This is a genomic window from Massilia sp. YIM B02769 (assembly GCF_030411995.1).
Taxonomy (GTDB): Bacteria; Pseudomonadota; Gammaproteobacteria; order Burkholderiales; family Burkholderiaceae_D; genus Telluria.
Genome location: NZ_JASNRC010000002.1, coordinates 303879 through 326425 on the forward strand (window position 1 = coordinate 303879; position 22547 = coordinate 326425).

22 protein-coding genes and 1 tRNA gene are annotated in these 22547 nt (G+C 64.9%); 17 read left to right on the plus strand and 6 right to left on the minus strand.

All coding sequences use genetic code 11. The features are described from left to right. The first annotated feature begins 11 nt into the window (after window positions 1–11). The 12 genes from QPK31_RS04095 (at window position 12) to QPK31_RS04150 (ending at window position 13165) form a co-directional block, all read left to right on the plus strand. Window positions 12–443, plus strand: coding sequence for a biopolymer transporter ExbD (locus tag QPK31_RS04095; protein ID WP_290421675.1), 432 nt, complete (start codon window positions 12–14; stop codon window positions 441–443). Between the two features lie 67 nt (window positions 444–510). Beyond that, window positions 511–942, plus strand: a complete 432-nt coding sequence (locus QPK31_RS04100) for a biopolymer transporter ExbD (protein WP_229438308.1) — start codon at window positions 511–513, stop codon at window positions 940–942. Between the two features lie 69 nt (window positions 943–1011). Then, entirely contained in the window at window positions 1012–2241 is a 1230-nt protein-coding gene (locus QPK31_RS04105; RefSeq protein ID WP_290421676.1) for a lipopolysaccharide assembly protein LapB, read from the plus strand. Between the two features lie 292 nt (window positions 2242–2533). After that, window positions 2534–3547: a bifunctional riboflavin kinase/FAD synthetase gene (locus QPK31_RS04110; RefSeq protein WP_290421677.1), complete on the plus strand. Its 1014-nt coding sequence runs from the start codon at window positions 2534–2536 to the stop codon at window positions 3545–3547. A gap of 83 nt (window positions 3548–3630) precedes the next feature. Then, a complete protein-coding gene (gene ileS / locus QPK31_RS04115) occupies window positions 3631–6528 on the plus strand; it encodes an isoleucine--tRNA ligase (protein ID WP_290421678.1) in 2898 nt (965 codons plus the stop codon). Window positions 6529–6596: 68 nt separating this feature from the next. Beyond that, a complete protein-coding gene (gene lspA / locus QPK31_RS04120; RefSeq protein ID WP_290421679.1) occupies window positions 6597–7115 on the plus strand; it encodes a signal peptidase II in 519 nt (172 codons plus the stop codon). A gap of 29 nt (window positions 7116–7144) precedes the next feature. Then, window positions 7145–8365: a bifunctional phosphopantothenoylcysteine decarboxylase/phosphopantothenate--cysteine ligase CoaBC gene (gene coaBC / locus QPK31_RS04125; protein ID WP_290421860.1), complete on the plus strand. Its 1221-nt coding sequence runs from the start codon at window positions 7145–7147 to the stop codon at window positions 8363–8365. Window positions 8366–8412: 47 nt separating this feature from the next. After that, window positions 8413–8862: a dUTP diphosphatase gene (gene dut / locus QPK31_RS04130; protein WP_290421680.1), complete on the plus strand. Its 450-nt coding sequence runs from the start codon at window positions 8413–8415 to the stop codon at window positions 8860–8862. Between the two features lie 13 nt (window positions 8863–8875). Continuing rightward, entirely contained in the window at window positions 8876–9961 is a 1086-nt protein-coding gene (locus QPK31_RS04135; RefSeq protein ID WP_290421681.1) for a M48 family metallopeptidase, read from the plus strand. A gap of 340 nt (window positions 9962–10301) precedes the next feature. Beyond that, window positions 10302–11318, plus strand: a complete 1017-nt coding sequence (locus tag QPK31_RS04140; RefSeq protein ID WP_290421682.1) for an XdhC family protein — start codon at window positions 10302–10304, stop codon at window positions 11316–11318. Between the two features lie 78 nt (window positions 11319–11396). Beyond that, window positions 11397–12290, plus strand: coding sequence for a DMT family transporter (locus QPK31_RS04145; RefSeq protein ID WP_290421683.1), 894 nt, complete (start codon window positions 11397–11399; stop codon window positions 12288–12290). Next, a complete protein-coding gene (locus QPK31_RS04150) occupies window positions 12290–13165 on the plus strand; it encodes a DNA-3-methyladenine glycosylase (RefSeq protein WP_290421684.1) in 876 nt (291 codons plus the stop codon). The genes QPK31_RS04145 and QPK31_RS04150 overlap by 1 nt, the downstream gene beginning before the upstream one ends. A 206-nt stretch (window positions 13166–13371) precedes the next feature. Here the strand turns inward: QPK31_RS04150 and QPK31_RS04155 are convergent, their stop codons facing one another. Together QPK31_RS04155 and QPK31_RS04160 are read right to left on the minus strand one after the other, a co-directional pair. Continuing rightward, a complete protein-coding gene (locus QPK31_RS04155) occupies window positions 13372–13785 on the minus strand; it encodes a T6SS immunity protein Tdi1 domain-containing protein (RefSeq protein ID WP_290421685.1) in 414 nt (137 codons plus the stop codon). Window positions 13786–13988: 203 nt separating this feature from the next. After that, a tRNA-Met gene (locus QPK31_RS04160) sits at window positions 13989–14065 on the minus strand. Window positions 14066–14248: 183 nt separating this feature from the next. Between QPK31_RS04160 and QPK31_RS04165 the strand changes: the two genes are divergently transcribed. The 5 genes from QPK31_RS04165 (at window position 14249) to QPK31_RS04185 (ending at window position 18644) form a co-directional block, all read left to right on the plus strand. Continuing rightward, on the plus strand, window positions 14249–14839 hold the full coding sequence (locus QPK31_RS04165; RefSeq protein WP_290421686.1) for an NUDIX hydrolase: 591 nt from the start codon (window positions 14249–14251) through the stop codon (window positions 14837–14839). 10 nt (window positions 14840–14849) lie between these two features. After that, the gene (gene aat / locus QPK31_RS04170; protein ID WP_290421687.1) at window positions 14850–15566 is read left to right on the plus strand and encodes a leucyl/phenylalanyl-tRNA--protein transferase; all 717 of its coding nucleotides are present in this window, start codon (window positions 14850–14852) and stop codon (window positions 15564–15566) included. 84 nt (window positions 15567–15650) lie between these two features. After that, entirely contained in the window at window positions 15651–16379 is a 729-nt protein-coding gene (locus QPK31_RS04175; protein ID WP_290421688.1) for an arginyltransferase, read from the plus strand. 178 nt (window positions 16380–16557) lie between these two features. Continuing rightward, window positions 16558–17595, plus strand: a complete 1038-nt coding sequence (locus tag QPK31_RS04180) for a quinone-dependent dihydroorotate dehydrogenase (RefSeq protein WP_290421689.1) — start codon at window positions 16558–16560, stop codon at window positions 17593–17595. A gap of 2 nt (window positions 17596–17597) precedes the next feature. Next, window positions 17598–18644, plus strand: a complete 1047-nt coding sequence (locus tag QPK31_RS04185; RefSeq protein ID WP_290421690.1) for an aldo/keto reductase — start codon at window positions 17598–17600, stop codon at window positions 18642–18644. Window positions 18645–18746: 102 nt separating this feature from the next. Here the strand turns inward: QPK31_RS04185 and QPK31_RS04190 are convergent, their stop codons facing one another. The 4 genes from QPK31_RS04190 to cysT are packed head-to-tail and all read right to left on the minus strand — an operon-like array spanning window position 18747 to window position 22493. Beyond that, complete coding sequence (locus QPK31_RS04190) at window positions 18747–19682, minus strand: CysB family HTH-type transcriptional regulator (protein WP_290421691.1); 936 nt, start codon at window positions 19680–19682, stop codon at window positions 18747–18749. Further along, window positions 19679–20752: a sulfate/molybdate ABC transporter ATP-binding protein gene (locus tag QPK31_RS04195; RefSeq protein ID WP_290421692.1), complete on the minus strand. Its 1074-nt coding sequence runs from the start codon at window positions 20750–20752 to the stop codon at window positions 19679–19681. The genes QPK31_RS04190 and QPK31_RS04195 overlap by 4 nt, the downstream gene beginning before the upstream one ends. Continuing rightward, window positions 20749–21660 carry a sulfate ABC transporter permease subunit CysW gene (cysW, locus tag QPK31_RS04200; protein WP_290421861.1) on the minus strand — a complete coding sequence of 304 codons (912 nt, stop codon included), beginning with the start codon at window positions 21658–21660 and terminating at the stop codon, window positions 20749–20751. The genes QPK31_RS04195 and cysW overlap by 4 nt, the downstream gene beginning before the upstream one ends. Further along, window positions 21657–22493 carry a sulfate ABC transporter permease subunit CysT gene (gene cysT / locus QPK31_RS04205; protein ID WP_290421693.1) on the minus strand — a complete coding sequence of 279 codons (837 nt, stop codon included), beginning with the start codon at window positions 22491–22493 and terminating at the stop codon, window positions 21657–21659. The genes cysW and cysT overlap by 4 nt, the downstream gene beginning before the upstream one ends. Window positions 22494–22547 lie beyond the last annotated feature (54 nt).

Here is a 22547-nt window from a genome sequence, read left to right on the forward strand (position 1 = left end):
TTGGATAAATTATGGCAATGAGTGTCGGCTCCGATTCCGGAGATGATGATGCCGTGATGTCAGAAATCAACACGACGCCGCTCGTCGACATCATGTTGGTTCTTCTGATCATCTTCTTGATCACCAGCCCGGTGGTCCTGCAGCTGCAAAAAGTGAATCTGCCGGCGGAAACCAACCAGGTCACCAAGACCGCGCCGGAAGATATCAACATCACCGTCAACAAAGACGGCGAGATGTACTGGAACCAGACGCGCATCGCGAATACGGACGAGCTGTTCAAGTTCCTCGCGGAGCAGTCGGTGAAAGTGCCGCAACCTGCAGTGAAGGTGCGTGGCGACCAGACCACCCGCTACGAAGCGATTGGTCGGGTCATCTACACGGCACAGCGTGCTGGGGTGCAAAAGGTCGGTTTCGTTATCGAACCACCTGACAAGGGCGGCTGATACGGCGCCTGGTGAACCGGACTCCGGTCCGGTTCACGAACTCCCCAACATTTGAAAAGGAAACACCATGGGTATGAACGTAGGTTCAGGCTCCGCCAAAGGAGCCGATCCGGAACCGATGATGGAAATGAACATGACCCCCTTGATCGACGTTCTGTTGGTCTTGATTATCATGTTGATTATCACGATTCCGAAGCAAAACCACTCGGTCAATCTGAACATGCCGGTCGGCACCCCGCCGCCGCAGACTGAAGAACCGCGCGTCGTGACCATCGACGTCGACTTCGACGGTACCGTTCTGTGGGATGGCCAGGCCATCCCGGATCGCGCGACCCTGGAAGCCAAGATGAATGAAGTGGCAGCCCAACCCAACCAGCCGGAAGTGCACCTGCGTCCGAACAAGCTGGTCGAGTACAAGGTTGTTGCCGGTGTCATGGCTACCGCCCAGCGTCTCGGCGTCACCAAGATCGGCATGGTCGGTAACGAGCAGTTCCAGTAACCGCACCAGGTTTGACCAACACGGCAGGGTTTCCCTGCCGTGTCCATTTTCAAAGAGGATTTTCGACACATGAGCAAATTCCGTCTCGCACACCTCGGCCTCGCACTGGCCGCCCTCGGCTTCACCGCAGCTACCCCCGTCATTGGCCTGGCCCCTGCCCACGCAGCGGAAGCCGTACGCGCCGAGATCGGCAAGCCGCTGCAGGCGGCCCAGGCGCTGATGAAACAGGGCAAGCACAAGGACGCCCTGGCAAAACTGCGCGAAGCGGACAAGGTGTCCAACAAGACCGCCAACGAAAGCTTCCTGATCGAGCGCGTCCGTGCCTCGGCAGCCTCGTCGGCCGGCGACTATGACACCGCCGCCAAATCCTTCGAAGCCCTGATCGCTTCCGGCAAACTGTCGGCAGGCGAACGCGGCCAGTTCTCGGAAGGCCTGATCGGCATCTACATGCGCGCCGGCGACCTGAACAAGGCCAACGAAGCCATCCAGCGCCAGCTGAAGGACCGCGACGATCCGAAACTGCGCGCCTACCTGCTGCAGAACTATTACAAACAGGGCAATGTCGCCGCCCTCGAAACCGAGCTGCGCGCCGCCGAGAAATCGGGCCGCATGAACGAAGACATGCTCGGCATGCTGGCCAATATCCAGCTGAAAAAGAACGACAAGGTCGGCTACGTCAACACCATCGAGAAGCTGGCTGCCAGCTATCCGAAGGCCCAGTACTGGAACGACCTGCTGAACCGCGTCCAGGGCAAACCTGGCTTCTCGGGCCGCCTGGCCGTCGACATCTACCGCCTGAAGCTGGCGAACAATCTGCTGAAGAAGCCGAGCGAGTACATGGAAATGGCCCAGCTCGTGCTGCAGGCCAAGGCCCCGGCCGAAGCGATCAAGATCATCGACAAGGGCTACAAGAGCGGCGCCCTGGGCACCGGCCCTGACGCAGCCCGTCACCAGCGCCTGAAAGACCTGGCCGAGAAGACCCTGGCCGAGCAGAACAAGGGTGTTGCTGCCCTGGAAGCCGAGTACACGGCGGCCAAGGACAACGACAACCTGGTGGGCCTCGGCTACAGCCTGGTGCAGTCGGGCCAGGCCGACAAGGGCCTGAAGATGATGGAAAGCGCCATCAAGGCAGGCGGCCTGAAGTACGCTGACGAAGCCAAGCTGCGCCTGGGCGAAGCCTACGCCGCCGCCGGCAAGAAGCAGCAAGCCATCAGCACCCTGAAAACCGTGGCAGGCAAGGACGGCACCGCCGACCTGGCACGCTACTGGATCATGGCGATCAACAAGCCGCTGGCTTGATCGGTCGACCGCTTCGATGCGTAACAGCGCCGCCCTTCGGGGCGGCGTTTTTTTTGGGTCGAGGTCGAACACGATGTGAACTGGTCACCTCAACCGAGGTGTTGGGGCAAGCCGTACGGTGGGCACGGAGTGCCCACCGTACGGCTTGAGCCAACGCAGAGAACACATTCCGAGAACGCCGACGGCCTCGCACATCCTCCCTCCCCGCCCTCTTCCGCTATGCAACAAGCCGATACCGTATAATCAGGTATTTCACCCCGGATTGACGGGCGAGCATGGCACTCTGGAACCAATGAAGGTATTTCGCGGACTTCCCAATGACCAGGCGCGCGCACCCTGCGCCCTCACGATCGGCAACTTCGACGGTGTCCACCGCGGACACCAGGCGTTGCTCGCGCGCGTGCGGGCGGCTGCCGACACGCTCGGCCTGGAAGCGGCCGTGATGACCTTCGAGCCGCATCCGCGCGAATACTTTGCGCGCCGCAGCGCAGACCTGAGCCGCGCCCCGGCCCGCATCGCCAACCTGCGCGACAAGCTCGAAGCGCTGGAACACGGCGGCATCGACCGCGTCATCGTCGAGCACTTCAACGAGCACTTCGCGGCCATGTCGCCGCAGGAATTCACCGAGCGCGTGCTGGTCGAAGGCCTGCACGTGAAATGGCTGATGGTCGGCGACGACTTCTGCTACGGCGCCAAGCGCGCCGGCAATGTCGCGATGCTGGTCGAAGCGGGCAAACGCTACGGCTTCCAGGTCGAGACCCTGCCCACTGTCCTCGAAGGCGAACAACGCATCTCATCCTCGGCGGTGCGCGCAACCCTGGCTGCCGGCGACCTCGCGGCGACGCAAGGCCTGCTCGGCCATCCCTACTCGATCTCGGGCCACGTGATCCACGGCCAGAAGCTCGGCCGCACCCTCGGCTTCCCGACCCTGAATCTGCGCGTGATGCACCGCCCCGCCCTGCAAGGCATCTTCGTGGTGCAGGTCCATGGCCTGGGCGACACACCGCTGCCCGCCGTCGCCAGCCTGGGCGTGCGCCCGACCGTCGAGGACGCCGGCCGCATGCTGCTGGAAGTGCACATCTTCGACTACGCCCAGTCCTGCTACGGCAAACTGGTGCGCGTGGAATTCCTGCACAAGCTGCGCGACGAGGAAAAATACGTCGACCTGCCGACCCTCACCGCCGCCATCGACCGCGACGCCGAGCAGGCGCGCGCCTGGTTCGCCCGGCGCGATGCCCAGGGCCAGCAAAACGGCGGCAGCGAGGCAGTCCGCGCCGGCGCCCTGACCGCCACCGACCGAATTTGACGCGCAAGGCGACTGCCCAGCGCGGCTGCACCGGCGACATCGCCACGGCAGCCAATACCGAACACTCCCTCTGAAAAAAGCATATGTCCGAAAACAGCAAACCCGTCCAGAATGCCCCTGCCCAGAAAGGCGCAAAGAAGCCTGAGAGCAAATACCCTGTCAACATGACCGACACTCCCTTCCCGATGCGCGGCGACCTCGCCAAGCGCGAACCGGGCTGGGTGCAGCAATGGCAGGACAAGCAGATCTACAAGCGCATCCGCAAGGCAGCGGCCGGCCGTCCGAAGTTCGTCCTGCACGACGGTCCGCCGTATGCGAACGGCGACATCCACCTCGGCCACGCCGTGAACAAGATTCTCAAGGACATGGTCGTCAAGTCGCGCACGATGGCCGGCTTCGACGCGCCCTATGTGCCGGGTTGGGACTGCCACGGCATGCCGATCGAGATCCAGATCGAAAAGCTGTACGGCAAGAACCTGCCGACCGCCGAAGTCCTGCAAAAGGCACGCGCCTACGCGCTTGAGCAGATCGATCGCCAGCGCGCCGGCTTCATCCGCCTGGGTGTGCTCGGCGAATGGGAAAACCCCTACATGACCATGGCCTACGGTAACGAGGCCGACGAGCTGCGCGCCCTCGGCAAGCTGCTGGACAAGGGCTACGTCTACCGCGGCCTGAAGCCGGTCAACTGGTGCTTCGATTGCGGTTCGGCCCTGGCCGAAGCGGAAGTCGAATACCAGGACAAGCGCGATCCGGCAATCGACGTCGGCTTCCCGTTCGCGGAAGGCGACAAACTCGCCGCCGCCTTCGGCCTGCCGCAGCTGCCGACCATGAACGGCTTCATCGTGATCTGGACCACCACCCCGTGGACGATCCCGTCGAACCAGGCGCTGAACGTGAACCCGGAAGTGACCTACGCGCTGGTGCAAGCCGAGCGCGATGGCCAGCCTTTGCTGCTGATCCTGGCCCAAGACTTGGTCGCCTCGAACCTGGAACGCTACAAGCTCGAGGGCACCGTCATCGCCACCACCACCGGCGACAAACTCGAAGGCATCCGCTTCAAGCACCCGCTGCACGCGCAGGACGCCTTCTACGACCGCACCTCGCCGGTCTACCTGGCCGACTACGTGACGACCGACAGCGGCACCGGCGTGGTCCACTCCGCCCCGGCCTACGGCCTGGAAGACTTTATCTCGTGCAAAGCGCACGGCATGAAGGACGACGAAATCCTGACCCCGGTGATGGGCGACGGCCGCTTTGCGCCATCGCTGCCGCTGTTCGGCGGCATGACCATCTGGGAAGCCAGCAAGCCGATCTGCGACGCCCTGCGCGGCGCCGGCGCCCTGTTCGAACTGAAGATGTTCGACCACAGCTACATGCACTGCTGGCGTCATAAAACCCCGATCGTCTACCGCGCCACCAACCAGTGGTTCGCCGGCATGGACATCACGCCGGAGGACGGCGGCGCCACCCTGCGCGAAACCGCGCTGGCCGGCATCGAACAGACCCAGTTCTTCCCGGACTGGGGCCAGGCGCGCCTGCACGGCATGATCGAGAACCGTCCGGACTGGACCCTGTCGCGCCAGCGCCAGTGGGGCGTGCCGATGGCCTTCTTCATCCACAAGGAAACCGGCGCCCTGCATCCGCGTACGCCGGAGCTGCTGGAGCAGGTCGCCAAGCTGATCGAACAGAACGGCATCGACGCCTGGCAGGCGCTCGACCCACGCGAGCTGCTGGGCATTGACGCCGACGTCTACGAGAAGAACAAGGACACGCTGGACGTCTGGTTCGACTCGGGCGCGACCCACCAGACCGTGCTGCGCGGCTCGCACAAGGAGCAGTCCGCGTTCCCGGCCGACTTGTATCTGGAAGGCTCGGACCAGCACCGCGGCTGGTTCCATTCTTCCTTGCTGACCTCGTCCATGCTGAACGGCGTGCCGCCATATAAAGCCCTGCTGACCCACGGCTTCACGGTCGACGAAAACGGCAAAAAGATGAGTAAGTCGCTCGGCAACACGCTGGCGCCGCAAAAGATCTCGGACAGCCTCGGCGCCGACATCCTGCGCCTGTGGGTGGCCTCGACCGACTACACCGGCGAACTGGCGATCAGCGAAGAAATCCTGAAGCGCGTCACGGAAGCCTACCGCCGCATCCGCAACACGCTGCGCTTCCTGCTGGCGAACACCTCGGACTTCGACCCGGCGAAGAACGCCGTGCCGGTGGCCGAGATGTTCGAGATCGACCGCTACGCGATGGCCGAGACGGCGCGCCTGCAGCGCGACATCGCGGCGCACTTCGAGCGCTACGAGTTCCACCCGGTGGTGTCGCGCCTGCAGAATTTCTGCTCGGAAGACCTGGGCGGCTTCTACCTCGACATCCTGAAGGACCGCCTGTACACCACCGGCGTGGATTCGGTGGCGCGCCGCTCGGCCCAGACCGCGCTGTGGCACATCGCCCATTCCCTGCTGCGCGTGATGGCGCCGATCCTGTCGTTCACCGCCGAGGAAGCCTGGGCCGTGTTCGCGGGCCAGCAAGCCTTTGCCGACAGCGACGAGACCATCTTCACGCAGACCTTGTGGAACTTCCCGGAGCAGGCCGATGCCGAGGCGCTGCTGGCGAAGTACACCCAGCTGCGCGCGGTGCGTGCCGACGTGACCAAGCAGCTGGAAGAAGTGCGCGCCTCGGGCGCCATCGGTTCCTCGCTGCAGGCCGAGGTGACCATCAAGGCCGCCGGCGAGAAGCACGACCTGCTGGCCAGCCTGGACGACGACCTGAAGTTCGTCTTCATCACCTCGCAAGCCACGGTCGAGCAGGCCGCGAACGAAGAGGAGGAAAGCGTGCAGGTGACGCCGTCGGAAGCGCAGAAGTGCGAGCGCTGCTGGCATTACCGCCGCGACGTCGGTGTCGACCACGCGCACGCCGGCCTGTGCGGCCGCTGCGTGGCCAACCTGTTCGGCAGCGGCGAACCGCGCCGTTTCGCGTAATACTGTAAAAGGCAACCGCCATGTCGCAACCCGGCATGGCGGTTTTTCACATCCGATCCGTTAATCATATGGCAACCAAGAAAAAACCAGGCATTTCCACGGTCCACAAATCCGGCGCCGGCATGACACCGTGGCTGGGCATCGCCTTTCTCGTCGTGCTGGTCGACCAGCTGACCAAGATCACGATCTCGAAGCTGTTCGTCTACGGCGAAACGCTGCCGGTGACGAGTTTCTTCAACCTGGTGCTGGTGTATAACCCAGGCGCGGCGTTTTCCTTCCTGGGCGACCAGGGCGGCTGGCAGCGCTGGTTCTTCACCGCGATCGCCATCGCCGCGATCGGCTTCATCCTGTATCTGCTCAAGCGCAACGCCGGCCAGCGCCTGTTCTGCTGGTCGCTGGCCCTGATCCTGGGCGGCGCCGTGGGCAACGTGATCGACCGCGTCGCCTATGGCCACGTGATCGACTTCCTCGACTTTTACTGGCGCGGCTGGGGCCACTTCCCGGCCTTTAACGTGGCCGACATCGGCATCTCGATCGGCGCCGCCCTGTTCATCCTGGACGAGCTGCGCCGCGTGAACAAAAAATAAGTCAATCATCGAAGGAGGCTGACATGAGCATGGACCTGAAGGGCAAGAAGATCGTCCTCGGCCTGTCCGGGGGCGTGGCCTGCTACAAGGCGGCGGAACTGTGCCGCGCGCTGACGAAACAGGGCGCCAAGGTGCAGGTCGTGATGACCGAGGCGGCGACCCACTTCATCGGCGCCGTCACCATGCAGGCGCTGTCGGGCAACACGGTCTGGACCGACCAGTGGGACCCGCGCATGCCGAACAACATGGCGCACATCGACCTCACGCGCGGCGCCGACGCCGTGCTGATCGCGCCCTGCTCGGCCGACTTCATCCGCAAGCTCGCCCACGGCGCCTGCGACGATCTGCTCTCGACCCTGTGCCTGGCGCGCCCGCACGGCGTGCCGCTGCTGGTGGCGCCGGCGATGAACGTCGAGATGTGGCAGAACCCGGCCACCCAACGGAATATTGCCACGCTCCAGGGAGATGGCGTCTGCATCTTCGGCCCGGCGGCCGGCGAGCAGGCTTGCGGCGAAGTCGGCCTCGGCCGCATGCTCGAACCCGAGCAATTGCTTGAAGAATTGGTCGCCTCGTTCCAGCAGAAAGTCCTGGCCGGCAAGCGCGTCCTGATCACGGCCGGCCCGACGTTCGAAGCCATCGACCCGGTGCGCGGCATCACGAATCTGTCGTCGGGCAAGATGGGCTATGCCATCGCCCGCGCCGCACGCGAAGCCGGCGCCGAAGTGACGCTGGTGTCGGGCCCCACGGCCCTGGCCACCCCGCACGGCGTGCGCCGCATCGACGTGCTGTCGGCGGCGCAAATGCACGATGCGGTGATGGCCGGCGTCGAAGGCCAGCACGTGTTCATCGGCGTGGCGGCAGTGGCCGACTGGCGCGTGGTGAATGCCAGCGAACAGAAGCTGAAAAAGCAGGAAGGCGGCGCCCCGCCCCAGCTGGAATTTGCCCAGAACCCGGATATCCTGGCGGCGGTGGCGGCGACCACCTCGCTGTCGGGCTGGCCGTATTGCGTGGGCTTTGCGGCGGAGTCGGAAAACCTGGTCGCCTACGGCGCCGCCAAGCGCGAGAAGAAGGGTATCCCTTTGCTGGTCGGCAACATCGGCCACCATACCTTCGGGCAGGATGAGAATTCGATTGTCCTGTTCGACGACAGCGGCCACACCGTGCTGCCGCGCGCCGACAAGCTGACGCTGGCGCGCCAGCTGGTTTCCGAAATCGGCAAGCGCCTGGAACAGCGCTCCTTATTGACCTGATTGTTCACCCGATTTCACTTGATCCACCCGATTCACGAAGTACACGAATGAAAACCATCGACGTCAAAATCCTCGACCCGCGCATGAAGGAAGTGCTGCCGGCCTATGCAACCCCCGGCAGCGCCGGGCTCGACCTGCGCGCCTGCATCGATGCGCCGCTCGTCATCGAGCCGGGCCAGACCGTCCTGATTCCGACCGGCCTGGCGATCCACGTGGCCGATCCGGGCTATGCCGCGATGATCCTGCCGCGCAGTGGGCTCGGCCATAAGAACGGCATCGTTCTGGGCAATCTGGTAGGCTTGATCGACTCCGACTACCAGGGCCAGCTCATGGTGTCGACCTGGAACCGCGGCCATGCCAGCTTCACGCTGCAGCCGCTCGACCGGCTGGCGCAGCTGGTGATCGTGCCTGTCCTGCAGGTGGGCTTCAACGTGGTAGAGGAGTTCGCATCCAGCGAACGGGGCGCCGGCGGGTTCGGCAGCACCGGAAAACAATAACCCGAGGAGGACCATGATCCGCATCCATCGCCTGCGCCCTGCGGCGCTGGCAGTATCCATCGCCACGCTGCTGGCGGCCTGCGCCACCCCCGGCCCGAGCGGCCAGACCGGCGGCTTTCCGAACACCGCCGCCGAAACGCCGCAAGCCCGGCAACTGACTCCGCAAATGGCCGCCGCGGCCGACACGCTCACCAAAATGGCGGCGCTGCAAGACCGCCTGTACCGCGTGGCCGCGCCGCTGCTGATCGACAACGCCGAGCTGTGCACCAAGCACGCGCGCAACCTGCTCGGCTTCACGGCGAAGAACCGCTACTCGTACCCGGGCGAATACAACGAGGCCGCCCACGTGGCCTTCGGGATGGATGAACGCCTGCAAGTAACCGGCGTGCTGGCCGGCAGCGGTGCGGCGAAAGCCGGCCTGCGCTTGGGCGATGGCCTGGTGGCCGCCGGCGGCAAGCCGCTGCCGACCGGTGCGAACGCGCTGGCCGGCGCCGGCGCCGTGTTCGGCCCGATCGTGGCCTCGCAGCCGACCCTGCCGCTCACCATCGAGCGCAACGGCAACAACCGCGACCTGAACGTGCCGGTCACGCGCGCCTGCAGCTTCGCCATCGAACTGGGCAATGCGGACAACGTGAATGCCTATGCCGACGGCGGGCGCGTGATGGTCACGCGCGGCATGATCGGCGTGGCCAGGAGCGACGACGAGCTGGCCTATGTGGTGGCGCGCACCATGGCGCACAACATGCTGGGCCACCCGGCGGCGCAGCGCAATTCGGCGACCATCGACAGTGTGGTGACCAACCTCACGCGCGTGACGCCGGATCTGTCGATGCTGAACGGTTCCGCGGGTATCAAGGCGATGCCGGCCGGTTCGGACGCCGCGGCGGACCGCCTCGCGATCTACCTGCTGGCGCGCGCCGGCTACAACATCGAGGGCGCCTCGGCGTTCTGGAAGCGTTTCGCGGCGGCTTATCCGGCCAGCGTGGCGAACGGGCATACCGCAAACCATCCGGGCATGGCAGCGCGTCTTGCCGCGATCGATGCGGCGGTGGCGGATGTGAAGGCGAAACGGGCTGGCAAGCGTCCGATTACGCCTTGATCTGAAGGGCCGCGTGTCCTTCATGGGGACGTGGCTCGGTTTGCGAATGACATCGTTCAAACGACGCCAACCATGCGCATCGTTCCGCGCGGGCACGGGGTGCCCACCGTACGGGTAACGTTCCCGATCCTTGGAAAGTATTGCTGGCTTGAACCGTACGGTGGGCACCCCGTGCCCACGCGGAAATCCGCATCGTGTCGGCCATGTTCAGGCTGCGCAGCCATCGCCCCGCCTACGCCTCCAAAGGCAGACCCGCAGCACCCATTCTCCCCGCCGACGCAATCCACGCTTTTTTTGTATGATTGTTATCCCTACCCCAGCAGCGCCAGCACCCTGAACCATGGATAGCCTCGACCTCGACGTACTGAAAACCGCCGCCAGCTGGATCGCCGCGGGACACCGCTGCGAACTGGTCACGGTGATCAAGACCTGGGGCTCGAGCCCGCGCCCGATCGGCGCCACCCTCGCCGTGCGCGACGATGGCCGCGTGATCGGCTCGGTTTCCGGCGGCTGCATCGAGGACGACCTGATCGAGAACGTGCGCGCCAAGGGCATCTCGCCGGAAGCCAAACCGCACGTCGTCAGCTACGGCATCAGCGCCGACGACGCCCACCGCTTCGGCCTGCCCTGCGGCGGCACCATCGAACTGGCGATCGAACCCTTGACGACCGCCAGCGGCATCGGCGAACTGCTGCACCGCCTCGAAGGCGGCGAACTGCTGGAACGCCGCATCGACCTGAACAGCGGCGCGGTGACGCTCGCGCCCGCCTCCCCCGGCGCCGTGCTGCGCGTCGAAGGCGAAGCCCTGTACACCCTCCACGGCCCGCGCTGGCGCCTGTTCATCATCGGCGCCGGCCCCCTGTCGCGCTTCCTGGCGCAAGTGGCCAGCGGCATGGATTACCGCGTCATCGTCTGCGATCCGCGCGAGGAATACCGCGCCGACTGGAACGTGCCCGGCGTCGACCTGGTGCATGCCATGCCCGACGACCTCGTCATCGAATCGCGCCTCGATGCGCGCAGCGCCGTGGTGGCGCTGACCCACGACCCCAAGCTCGACGACCTGGCGCTGATGGAAGCACTGAAGTCCGAGGCCTTTTATGTGGGCGCGATCGGCTCGCGCGTCAACAATGCGCGCCGCCGCGAGCGCCTGAAACTGTTCGACCTGAACGACGAACAATTGGATCGCCTGCACGGCCCGATCGGCCTGTATATCGGCAGCAAGACCCCGGCCGAGATCGCGATCGCCATCCTGGCCGAAATGACCGCCATCAAGAACGGTGTGCCGCCGGCGATGCTGGTGCCGCACGCGGCCGCGCCGCAGCCGGCGTCGACCGAGGTCTGCGCCCGCCAGAACTAGGCCGGATTCAACAGCAATAACGAGGATGCGCGGCCACGGCACCGCGCGTCACGATGCGCCTTTGCCGACAATAACAAGATGAACACGTCCAACTTCCTGCGTCTCCTGCTGCTCGCCGCCATCTGGGGCGGTTCCTTCCTCTTCATGCGCATCGGCGCCCCGGTACTCGGGCCTGCCGTGCTGATCGAATACCGGGTGCTGTTCGCCGCGCTGTTCCTGGCCCTGGTCGGCCTGGCGCTGCGCAAGCGCCTCGACCTCCGCGCCAACTGGAAGCATTACCTGATGCTGGGCTTTTTCAATTCCGCCCTGCCCTTCCTGCTGTTCGCCTGGGGCGCGCGCACCTTGAGCGCCTCGGTACTGTCGGTGCTGAACGCCACCGCGCCGATGTGGGGCGCCCTGCTCGGCGCCGCCTGGGGCCGCCAGAAGATCACCGGGCGCACCGGCCTCGGCCTGGTGCTGGGCACGGCCGGCGTGGCCCTGCTGGTCGGTTTCGACGACGTCTCGACGCGTCCCGGCGCGGCGCTCGCGGTTGCGGCGGCGCTGGCGGCGGCGCTGTGCTACAGCATCGCCAGTTTGTATGCGAAGTCGGCCAAGAGCGTCGAACCGTTCGCGAACGCCCACGGCACCATGTGGGCGGCAACCCTGTTCGTGCTGCCGGCCCTGCCCTTCTTTCCGGCGCCGGCAACGCCCACGCCGGGCGTGTGGGCCGCGGTGCTGGCGCTGGGCGTGGTGTGCAGCGGCATCGCCTACCTGATCTACTTCAAATTGATCGAAAAAGTCGGGCCGACCTCGGCATTGACGGTTACCTTCCTGAACCCGGTGTTCGGCATCCTGTGGGGTGCGCTGTTTTTAGGTGAAGCGGTCGGCTGGCATACGCTGGCGGGCTCGGGCATCGTGCTGGTCGGGACGGCGCTGGTGACCGGCTTCGTCCCGCGCCTCGGCCGTGCCGCCACCGCGAGCGTGGGCAAGTAATGTTCGGGCAGACCTTCATCCTGACCTTGCCGCCGGGGTACCGGGTGGACGAGGTGCTGGCTTTCCATGCGCGCGACGCCGAGGGTGTGGCCGAGCAGGTCAGCGGGCGAACGCTGCGCAAGGCGGTGCTGCTGGACGGGGTGCCGGTGCTGTTCGAGATCGAGTTCGTCCAGGACGCGGCGCATTGCCGTATCGCGGCGGACGGCGAGCTTGGCGCTGCGGCGCAGCTACTGCCGGACGAAGCGCTGCGCAGCATGCTGGCCCTGCGCATCGATCCGGCGCCGTTTGCCGATTTCGTGCGCGACGATGCCTGCTTCGGTCCGCTGGTCGCGCGCCAGCCGGGACTGCGCATCGTCCAGTCTGCCACGGTGTTCGAAGCGCTGACCTGGGCCATCATCGGCCAGCAGATCAATCTGCCGTTTGCGATCAGTTTGCGCCGGACGTTCATCGGGCAGGCGGGCCGTGTGCATAGCAGTGGACTGTGGTGCTATCCCGAAGCCGGCGACGTCGCCCGACTGGAGCTGGACGTGCTCACCAGCCGCAAATTTTCGCGCGCGAAAGCAGAGACCTTGCTGCGCGTGGCGCGGATGGTGGCGGATGGCGAGCTGGACTTGCGCCTGGACGACGATCCGCAGGCGAGCGCGGCGAAGCTGCTGGCGGTCAAGGGCATCGGGCCGTGGACCGTGAATTACACGCTGCTGCGCGGGTATGGCTATGCCGATTGTTCGCTGGAAGGCGACGTGGCGGTGCGCAGTGCGATCGGGCGGTTGCTGGGCATGGCGGAGAAGCCGTCGATCGCGCAGGCACAAACCTGGCTGGCGGCTTATGCGCCGCACCGGACCATGGCGGCGGCTTACCTCTGGGCGAGTTTGTAGTGAGGCAGGTGGGGACGAGTCCCCACCCTACGACACTCCGGGCGAGTTTGCAGGTCGCACAATGAGCCAATCACATGTGCGCGTTCATTCGCTGACCGTATCGATGATCAACCGGTGAGACCGCGTGGACAGTAGGGCTGGCTAAATGCCAGCACTACGAATGTCCACCCTACAACACCACAAGCCGTGACGCAGCCGCCGAATCCTCAACACCAGCGCGGCAAGCCTTCGAGATGCTGGGCGCCCTCGCCCGAGAACCGGATCAATTCCGACAGCGGCACCGTGGCCAGGTTCTCGCGCCCGTAATGCCCGCCCAGCGCGCTCGGAATCTTGAGGCAGTAGCGGCGGTCTTCGGTCAGCGGGCCGAGCGTGGACTCGGCGAGATCCACCAGTTCCGGCATGTACCAGTCGTTCAGGAAGTCCTGGTTGTACGAGAGGGCATCGAGCGCGGCGCGGTCTTCGGCGACCGGTTCGCAGCACAGGTCTTGCGGACGCAGGCGCCAGTAGCTGCCGTCGGCGTCGCGGATGATGAGGTTACCGAAGGCATTGGCGCCCAGCACTTCGACAGCGGTCAGCCCCACCCAGCCCCAGGCCTCGTTGATGTCGTCAACAGTAATCATGGTCGAACCCATAGTCTGCTCCAGATCAGCATGGCATCCTCGGCGCGCTGTGGACACCCACAGCCGAGCCAGTCTCTCGTTCGACAATGCCAAGCTCGACAAGTGCCACTAAAACGCAGCACCTTTGATCCAGATCGATTGTGTCCGGCTGGAAATGGAAAAAGCCGCTGTTTCCTTTGCAAGAAACAGCGGCTTTTCGAATTTGGTTGCGGGGACAGGATTTGAACCTGTGACCTTCGGGTTATGAGCCCGACGAGCTGCCAGACTGCTCCACCCCGCGTCTGATGAAATGAATTATACGCGGCTCCGGCCGTTTAGGCAAATCCAATGCTCAGCCGATGTGCGATTGCAGCACACACCCTTGCGCGCGCAGCCGGACACGTCGCTACTGCCGGGCTGCGCTCGCGGCACAGCCGGGGCCATTCGGTGTAAAGTAGGCACACGTTCATTTTCGTCACTATCTATGAAATTCTGTTCCGAGTGCGCCCACCCGGTCGCGCTGGCCATACCCGAGGGCGACAACCGGCCGCGCCATGTGTGCACGCAGTGCGGCACGATCCATTACCAGAATCCGAAGAACGTGATCGGCACGATTCCAGTCTGGGAACACGAGGGCCAGCTGCAAGTCCTGCTGTGCCGCCGCGCCATCGAACCGCGCTACGGTTACTGGACGCTGCCGGCGGGCTTCATGGAAAACGGCGAAACCACGGGCGAAGCGGCCGCACGCGAAACCGAGGAAGAAGCCGGCGCCAACATCGAACTCGGCCGCCTGTTCGCGCTGCTGAACGTGGCCCACGTGCACCAGGTCCACATGTTCTATCTCGCGCGCCTGGTCGACCTCGAGTTCCATCCCGGCGAAGAAAGCCTGGAGGTGCAACTCTTCAGCGAAAGCGAGATTCCCTGGGACGACCTCGCCTTCCCGACGATCCGCAAGACGCTGGAACTGTTCTTTGCCGACCGCGTCAAAATGCGCGAGGGCGGGAAGGACGTGGGCTATGGCGTGCACACCCACGACATCGTCCGCCCGATGATTGCACCGCGCGAACCAGACTGAAGGGCAAGGCATGATTCCCTGGCTCGAGGCACATACGCCGTTTCCCGACGTGTCCGAGGCGCTCACCATCGATGCGCCCGGCCTGCTCGCGGCCGGCGCCGACCTGTCTCCGCAGCGCCTGCTGCAAGCCTACCGCAACGGCATCTTCCCCTGGTTTTCCGAAGGCCAGCCCATCCTCTGGTGGAGCACCGACCCGCGCATGGTCCTGTACACCGACCACTTCAAGGTCAGCGACAGCCTCAGGAAAACCCTGCGCCGCGTCGAGCGCAGCCGCACGAGCGGCGGCCCGTGGCAGGTGCGCTTCGACAGCGATTTCGAGGCCGTGATGCGCGCCTGCGCCGCGCCGCGCAAGGACGGGCCCGGCACCTGGATTTCCGAGGACATCATCGACGGCTACACCGGCCTGCACCGCATGGGCTATGCGCACTCGTCCGAAGTCTGGCTCGATGGCGAACTGGTCGGCGGCGCCTACGGCGTGTGCATCGGCCGCATGTTCTATGGCGAATCGATGTTCGCGCGCGCCACCGACGCCTCGAAGGTGGCGCTGGCCTACCTGGTCGCCTTTTTGCGTTCGCAGGGCGTGCGCATGATCGACTGCCAGCAGGAGACCGGCCACCTGGCTTCGCTCGGTGCGGCGCCGATCGCGCGCAGCGCCTTCCTGCAGCACCTGCGCGCGGCGATCCGCGAACCGGCGATCGAAGCCTGGGAAGTCGCGCCGCCGCTGTGAGGGCGGGCACACTGTTGACTGCTTAACCGTGCGCGCCCCTGCATTCGTTAGAATAGGTCCATCACGCCGTCCCGAGAGTCTTGCATGACGCACCTAAACGACCTGCCCTTCTCCACGCTGCAGTTCTACACGACCGCACCGTATCCGTGCAGCTATCTCGACGCGCGCCAGGCACGCTCGCAGGTGGCCACGCCGTCGCACCTGATCAACGCCGACGTGTATTCCGAGCTCGTGAAGAACGGCTTTCGCCGCAGCGGCATCTTCACCTATCGCCCCTACTGCGACGGCTGCCAGGCCTGCATCCCGGTGCGCGTGCGCTGCGCCGAGTTCGCCCCCAGCCGCACCCAGCGCCGCGCCTGGAAGCGCCACGGCGACCTGAAGGCGATGGTCGCCAACCTGGCCTTCTCGGACGAACACTACGCGCTTTACCTGCGCTACCAGACCACGCGCCACGTCGGCGGCGGCATGGACCAGGACAGCCGCGACCAGTACGCCCAGTTCCTGCTGCAAAGCCGGGTCAACACGCGCCTGGTCGAGTTCCGCGAACCCGACGGCCTGCTCCGCATGGTGTCGATCATCGACGTGCTGTCCGATGGCTTGTCATCGGTGTACACCTTCTTCGACCCGGACGTGGTGGGCGCTTCCTTCGGCACCTACAACGTGATGTGGCAGGTCGGCCAGGCGCAGGAACTGGGGCTGCCCTATGTCTACCTCGGCTACTGGATCGAGCAGAGTCCGAAGATGGCGTATAAAACGAATTTCCGGCCGCTGGAAGCGCGCATCGGCGGCAAGTGGGGCATCCTGGAACGGTAGGGTGGACGGGGCTATGCCGTCCACGCGTTGATCGTTACGGACTCCGATTCCAGGCCGGATAATCTTGCGGCGAACTATCAACGCGTGGAGTCATTCAGTCCGGGGGACTGAATGACAAGCCGTCCACCCTACGTGTCGGTACAGGTACAATGCTTGCGATCCTTTCTACGAGCGTTCCATGTCCGACAAACTCCTGTACACCCTCGCCCGTCCCCTGCTGTTCACGCTGCCAGCTGAAACCGCCCACAACCTGACCCTGCCGGCCCTGCGCCGTGCCGCCGAACGCGGCATGACGGGGATGTTCAAGAAACCCGCGCCCGATCCGCGCACCGTCATGGGTATCACCTTCCCGAACCCGGTCGGCCTGGCCGCCGGTCTCGACAAGGACGGCGCCTACATCGACGGCCTCGCCGCCCTCGGCTTCGGCTCGATCGAAATCGGCACCGTCACCCCGCGCGCCCAGGCCGGCAACCCGAAGCCGCGCATGTTCCGCTTGCCGGCCGCGCAAGGCATCATCAACCGCATGGGCTTCAACAATGGCGGCGTCGATGCGTTTGTCGCGAATGTCCAGGCGTCGAAATTCCACCAGGAGAAGCAAGGCGTGCTCGGCCTGAACATCGGCAAGAACGCCGACACGCCGATCGAGCGCGCCGCCGAGGATTACCTGCACTGCCTGCGCAAGGTTTACCCGTACGCGAGCTATGTCACGGTGAACATCTCCTCGCCGAACACCAAGAACCTGCGCCAGCTGCAGGGCGCCTCGGAACTCGACGATTTGCTGGCCCAGCTGAAGGCCGAGCAGACGCGCCTGGCCGACGACACCGGCCGCTACGTGCCGCTGGCTCTCAAGATCGCCCCGGACATCGACGCCGACCAGATCCAGAACATCGCCGGCGCCCTCTTGCGCCACAAGATCGACGGCGTGATCGCCACGAATACCACGCTCAGCCGCAACCACGTGGTCGGCCTGCGCCACGGCCATCAAGCCGGCGGCCTGTCGGGCATGCCGGTGTTCGATCTGTCGAACATCGTGGTGCGCGCGATGAAGAAGGAGCTCGGCGACGACATCCCGATCATCGGCGTCGGCGGCATCCTGTCGGGTGCGGACGCCAAGGCGAAGATGGAAGCCGGCGCCCAATTGGTGCAGCTGTACAGCGGCCTGATCTACCGCGGCCCGGCGCTGGTGCGCGAATGCGCGGATGCCTTGAGGGGATAAGCATGGAACGCACACAGCTGGGCCGCAGCGATTTGCAGGTCTCAAAGGTCTGCCTGGGCACGATGACCTTCGGCGAGCAGAACACGGAGACCGAGGCGCACGCCCAGCTCGATTATGCGGTCGAGCGCGGCATCAACTTCATCGATACCGCGGAGATGTACCCGGTAATGGGCCGCGCGGAAACGCAGGGATCGACCGAGCGCTTCATCGGCAGCTGGCTGCACAAGCGCGGCCGGCGCGACGACCTGGTGATCGCCTCGAAGATCGCGGGGCCGAATACGAACATGCCCTGGATCCGCGGCGCGTCGCACAACCTCGATGCGGTGAACGTGCGCGCGGCGGTGGAAACTAGTTTGCAGCGCCTGCAGACGGATTACATCGATCTTTACCAGGTGCACTGGCCGAGCCGCAACGTGCCGATCTTCGGTTCGAACAGCTTCAATCCGAAGCGCGAACGCGCGAGCGTGCCGATCGAGGACACGCTGGGTGCGCTGGACGAGCTGGTCACGGCCGGCAAGATCCGCGCCATCGGCGTGTCGAACGAAAGCCCCTGGGGCGTGAGCGAGTGGATCAAGCAGTCGGAGACCAAGGGTCTGCCGCGCATCGCGACGATCCAGAACCTGTACAACCTGACGGCGCGGGCTTTCGAGACTACGCTGCTGGATGAAACCTGCTTCCGCGAAGAGGTGAGTCTGCTGGCCTATAGCCCGCTGGCGTTCGGGCAGCTGACAGCCAAGTACATCGACGATCCGAAGGCGCATGGCCGGCTGACGATCTTCCCGCCGAACTGGAGCCCGCGCTACGTGCGGCCCGAGGTGCTGACTGCCACGCGCGAGTACGCAGCGCTGGCGCGGGCGAACGGCTTGACGCCGGCGCAGATGGCGCTGGCCTGGTGTTATTCGCGCTGGTTCGTGGGGTCGACCATCATTGGGGCAACCAATCTGGCGCAGTTGAAGGAGAACATCGACGCGGCGGAAATCGTGCTGCCGCGCGAGGTGACGGATGCGATCGATGCGATTCATGCGCGCATCACTAACCCGGGGCAGTAAGCGCGCACGGGCCGATTGACGTGATGTGAACGCGTGGACGGGAGACCCGTCCACGCGTCGATCGTTACCGGGTGATCGATCGCTAAAGCGCCGATAACACGATCAGTTCGCTTCGACTTCCACCTGCAGCGTCCGCTCGATATCCGAGCGCGTGAACCCCGGCGCAAAGCGCTCGATGAAGTGGTAAGCATAGGCGCGCAGGTAAGCCCCGCGCCGCACGGCAAGCCGCGTCACATTCGGCGCAAACAGATGCGAGGACTCCACCGCGCGCAGCCCCTTGTCGCGTCCGTGGTCGAAGGCCATCGACGCAATGATCCCCACGCCCATCCCCAGCGACACGTACTGCTTGATGACGTCCGAATCCATGGCCGTCAGCACGATGTCCGGCGACAGTCCGGCCGTGCGGAACGCTTCGTCGATATGACTGCGGCCCGTGTAGCCGACGTCGTAGGTAATCAAGGGATAATTCGCCAGGTCTTCCAGCTTGAGCGGCGTGCTGCCCAAGAGGGGATGCCCATCCGGCGCCACCACCACGTGGCTCCAGCGGTAGCACGGGAAGGACACCAGGTCCGGAAACGCCGACAAGCCCTCGGTGGCGATGCCGATATCGGCCCGCCCCGACAGCACGTATTCGGCGATGTGCTCCGGCGCGCTCTGCTGCAGGGCGATGCGCACGTTCGGGAAGGCCGACCGGAAGGATTGCACCACCTGCGGCAACGCATAGCGCGCCTGGGTGTGGGTGACGGCAATCGTCAGCGTGCCGCTGTCCTGGTCGGCGAACTCCTGGCTCGCCTGCGCCAGATTTTCCGCTTCCACCAGCAGGCGCTCGACAATCTTCAGGATGCCCTTGCCCGGCGCGGTGAGACCGGTCAGGCGCTTGCCGTTGCGCTCGAAGATGACGACCCCGAGTTCTTCCTCGAGCTCGCGGATCTGGCGCGACACGCCCGGCTGCGACGTGAACAACGCGTTCGCCACGTCGGTGAGGTTGAAGTTGCGGCGCGCCGCTTCGCGCACCGAGCGCAGCTGCTGGAAGTTCATATGCCGCCTCCCTGGTCGACGAACACCTCAATACGGCGCGGACGCACCACCAGCGTCTCACCTTCCTTGAAGCCGAGACGGCTGAAGCGCTCATTCGGGATCACGGCTTCGATCAGCTGGGCATTGTCTTCGCGCTCGAGGTCGAGCTGGGCCAGCGGGCCGATCGCGTGCGCGCGGCGCAGCTTGACCACGATGCCCTCCTGCCCCGGCGTGTAGCGCTCCACGTCGAGGTCGTGCGGACGCACGTAGCCGATGCCGTCGGCATTGCTGACGCCGTTCAGGCTTGGCGCGTCGAACAGGGCGTCGCCGCTGGCCAGTACGCCGTCGTGCACGCGGCCGTGGAACAGGTTCACGTTCCCCAGGAAGCTGTAGACGAAGGGCGAGGCCGGCGCGTTGTACACGCTTTCCGGCGTGCCGAGCTGCTCGACGCGGCCCTTGTTCATGACGACCACCTGGTCGGCCACTTCCAGCGCTTCTTCCTGGTCGTGGGTCACGAAGATCGAGGTCACGTGCAGTTCGTCGTGCAGGCGGCGCAGCCAGCGGCGCAGTTCCTTGCGCACCTTGGCGTCCAGCGCACCAAAAGGTTCGTCGAGCAGCAGCACACGCGGCTCCACTGCCAGGGCGCGCGCCAGGGCGATACGCTGGCGCTGGCCGCCCGACAGCTGCGGCGGATAGCGGTCGGCGATCCAGTCGAGCTGCACCAGTTCCAGCAGGCGCTTGACCTTCTCGCGGATCTGCGCTTCGCTCGGACGCTCCTTGCGCGGCTTCACGCGCAAGCCGAATGCCACGTTCTCGAACACGGTCATGTGCTTGAACAGCGCGTAGTGCTGGAACACGAAGCCGACCTGGCGCTCGCGCACGTGGCGGTGCGAGGCATCCTGGCCGTCGAGCAGGACCGAACCCGAGTCCGGATGCTCGAGGCCGGCGATGCAGCGCAACAGCGTGGTCTTGCCGCAGCCCGAAGGGCCGAGCAAGGCGGTCAACTGGCCGTCGGGGAACTGCAGAGTAACGTCGTCGAGCGCCGTGAACTGGCCGAATTGCTTGCGGATGTGTTGGACTTCGATGGTCATTGCGTGCGCTCCGTGGTGCCGTTGTCTGCGCTCCTGGACTGGTGCAGACGCCATTCGATAAAGGATTTGACGGCCAGCGTTACCAGCGCGAGCAGCGCCAGCAGCGACGCGATCGCGAACGCGGCCGTGAAGTTGTATTCGTTGTAGAGGATTTCCACCTGCAGCGGCATGGTGTTGGTCTCGCCGCGGATGTGGCCCGACACCACCGACACCGCGCCGAACTCGCCCATCGCGCGGGCGTTGCACAGGATCACGCCGTACAGCAAGCCCCATTTGATGTTCGGCAGCGTCACGCGCCAGAAGGTTTGCCAGCCCGAGGCGCCCAGCACCAGCGCGGCCTCTTCTTCCTCGGTGCCCTGCTGCTGCATCAGCGGAATCAGCTCGCGCGCCACGAACGGGAAAGTGATGAACACCGTCGCCAGCACGATGCCCGGCACCGCGAACAGGATCTTGATGTCGTGCGCGGCCAGCCATTCGCCGAACCAGCCTTGGGCGCCGAACAGCAGCACGTAGATCAAACCGGCGATCACCGGCGACACCGAGAACGGCAAATCGATCAGGGTCAGCAGGATGCTCTTGCCCTTGAAGTCGAACTTGGCAATCGCCCAGGCTGCGGCCACGCCGAACACCAGGTTCAGCGGCACGGCGATGCCGGCGGCGATCAGGGTCAGCTTGATGGCCGAGATCGCATCCGGGTCGAGGATGGATTCGACATAGGTGTCCCAGCCGCGCTTCAGCGCCTCGGTGAACACGGCGACCAGCGGCACGAACAGGAACAGGGTGAGGAAGGTGAGCGCGATGGCGATCAGCGTCCAGCGCACCCAGCGCGGTTCGAAGGTATTGGTTTGCGGGGCGCGCGCAAGGCTGCGCGGTGCGGCCACTGTAGGTTTATCTAATACGGCGCTCATTTCTTCCCTGCCCGTTTGCGCGTCCATGCCTGGAGCAGATTGATCGTGAGAAGCAGGATGAACGAGAAGACCAGCATCACGACCGCGATCGCGGTGGCGCCGGCGTAATCGTACTGCTCCAGTTTGGTGATGATGAACAGCGGCGTGATCTCGGACACCATCGGCAGGTTGCCGGCGATGAAGATCACGGAACCGTATTCGCCGGTGGCGCGCGCGAATGCCAGCGCAAAGCCGGTCAGCAGCGCCGGCACGATGCCCGGCAACACCACGCGGATAAAGGTTTGCAGCGGGCTCGCGCCCAGGCTGGCGGATGCTTCCTCCAGCTCGCGCTCGGCTTCTTCCAGCACCGGCTGCACTGTGCGCACGACAAACGGCAAGCCGATGAAGGTGAGCGCCACCACCACGCCCAGCGGGGTGAAAGCGACCTTGATGCCGAGCTTGTCGAGGTATTGGCCGATCCAGCCGTTGGCCGAATACAGCGAAGTCAGGGTGATGCCGGCCACGGCGGTCGGCAGCGCGAACGGCAAATCGACCAGGGCGTCGACGAAGCGTTTACCAGGGAAGCGGTAGCGCACCAGTACCCAGGCCACGATGCCGCCGAAGACGACGTTGAAGCTTGCCGCAATCAGCGACGCGCCGAAGCTGAGTTTGTAGGAAGCGATCACGCGCTCGGACGTGACGGCGCGCCAGAACGCTTCCCAGCTCATGGTGAAGGTGTTCAGGAACACGGCGGACAGCGGGATCAGCACGATCAGTGCGAGATAAAAGATCGTGAACCCGAGCGAGAGCCCGAAGCCGGGGATCACCCGGCCAGGCGCGCGTGTCTTTTTCATGGAGGCCTTATTACATTTTCTTCTAACAGGCCTCGATAATCTCACGCAGTCTTT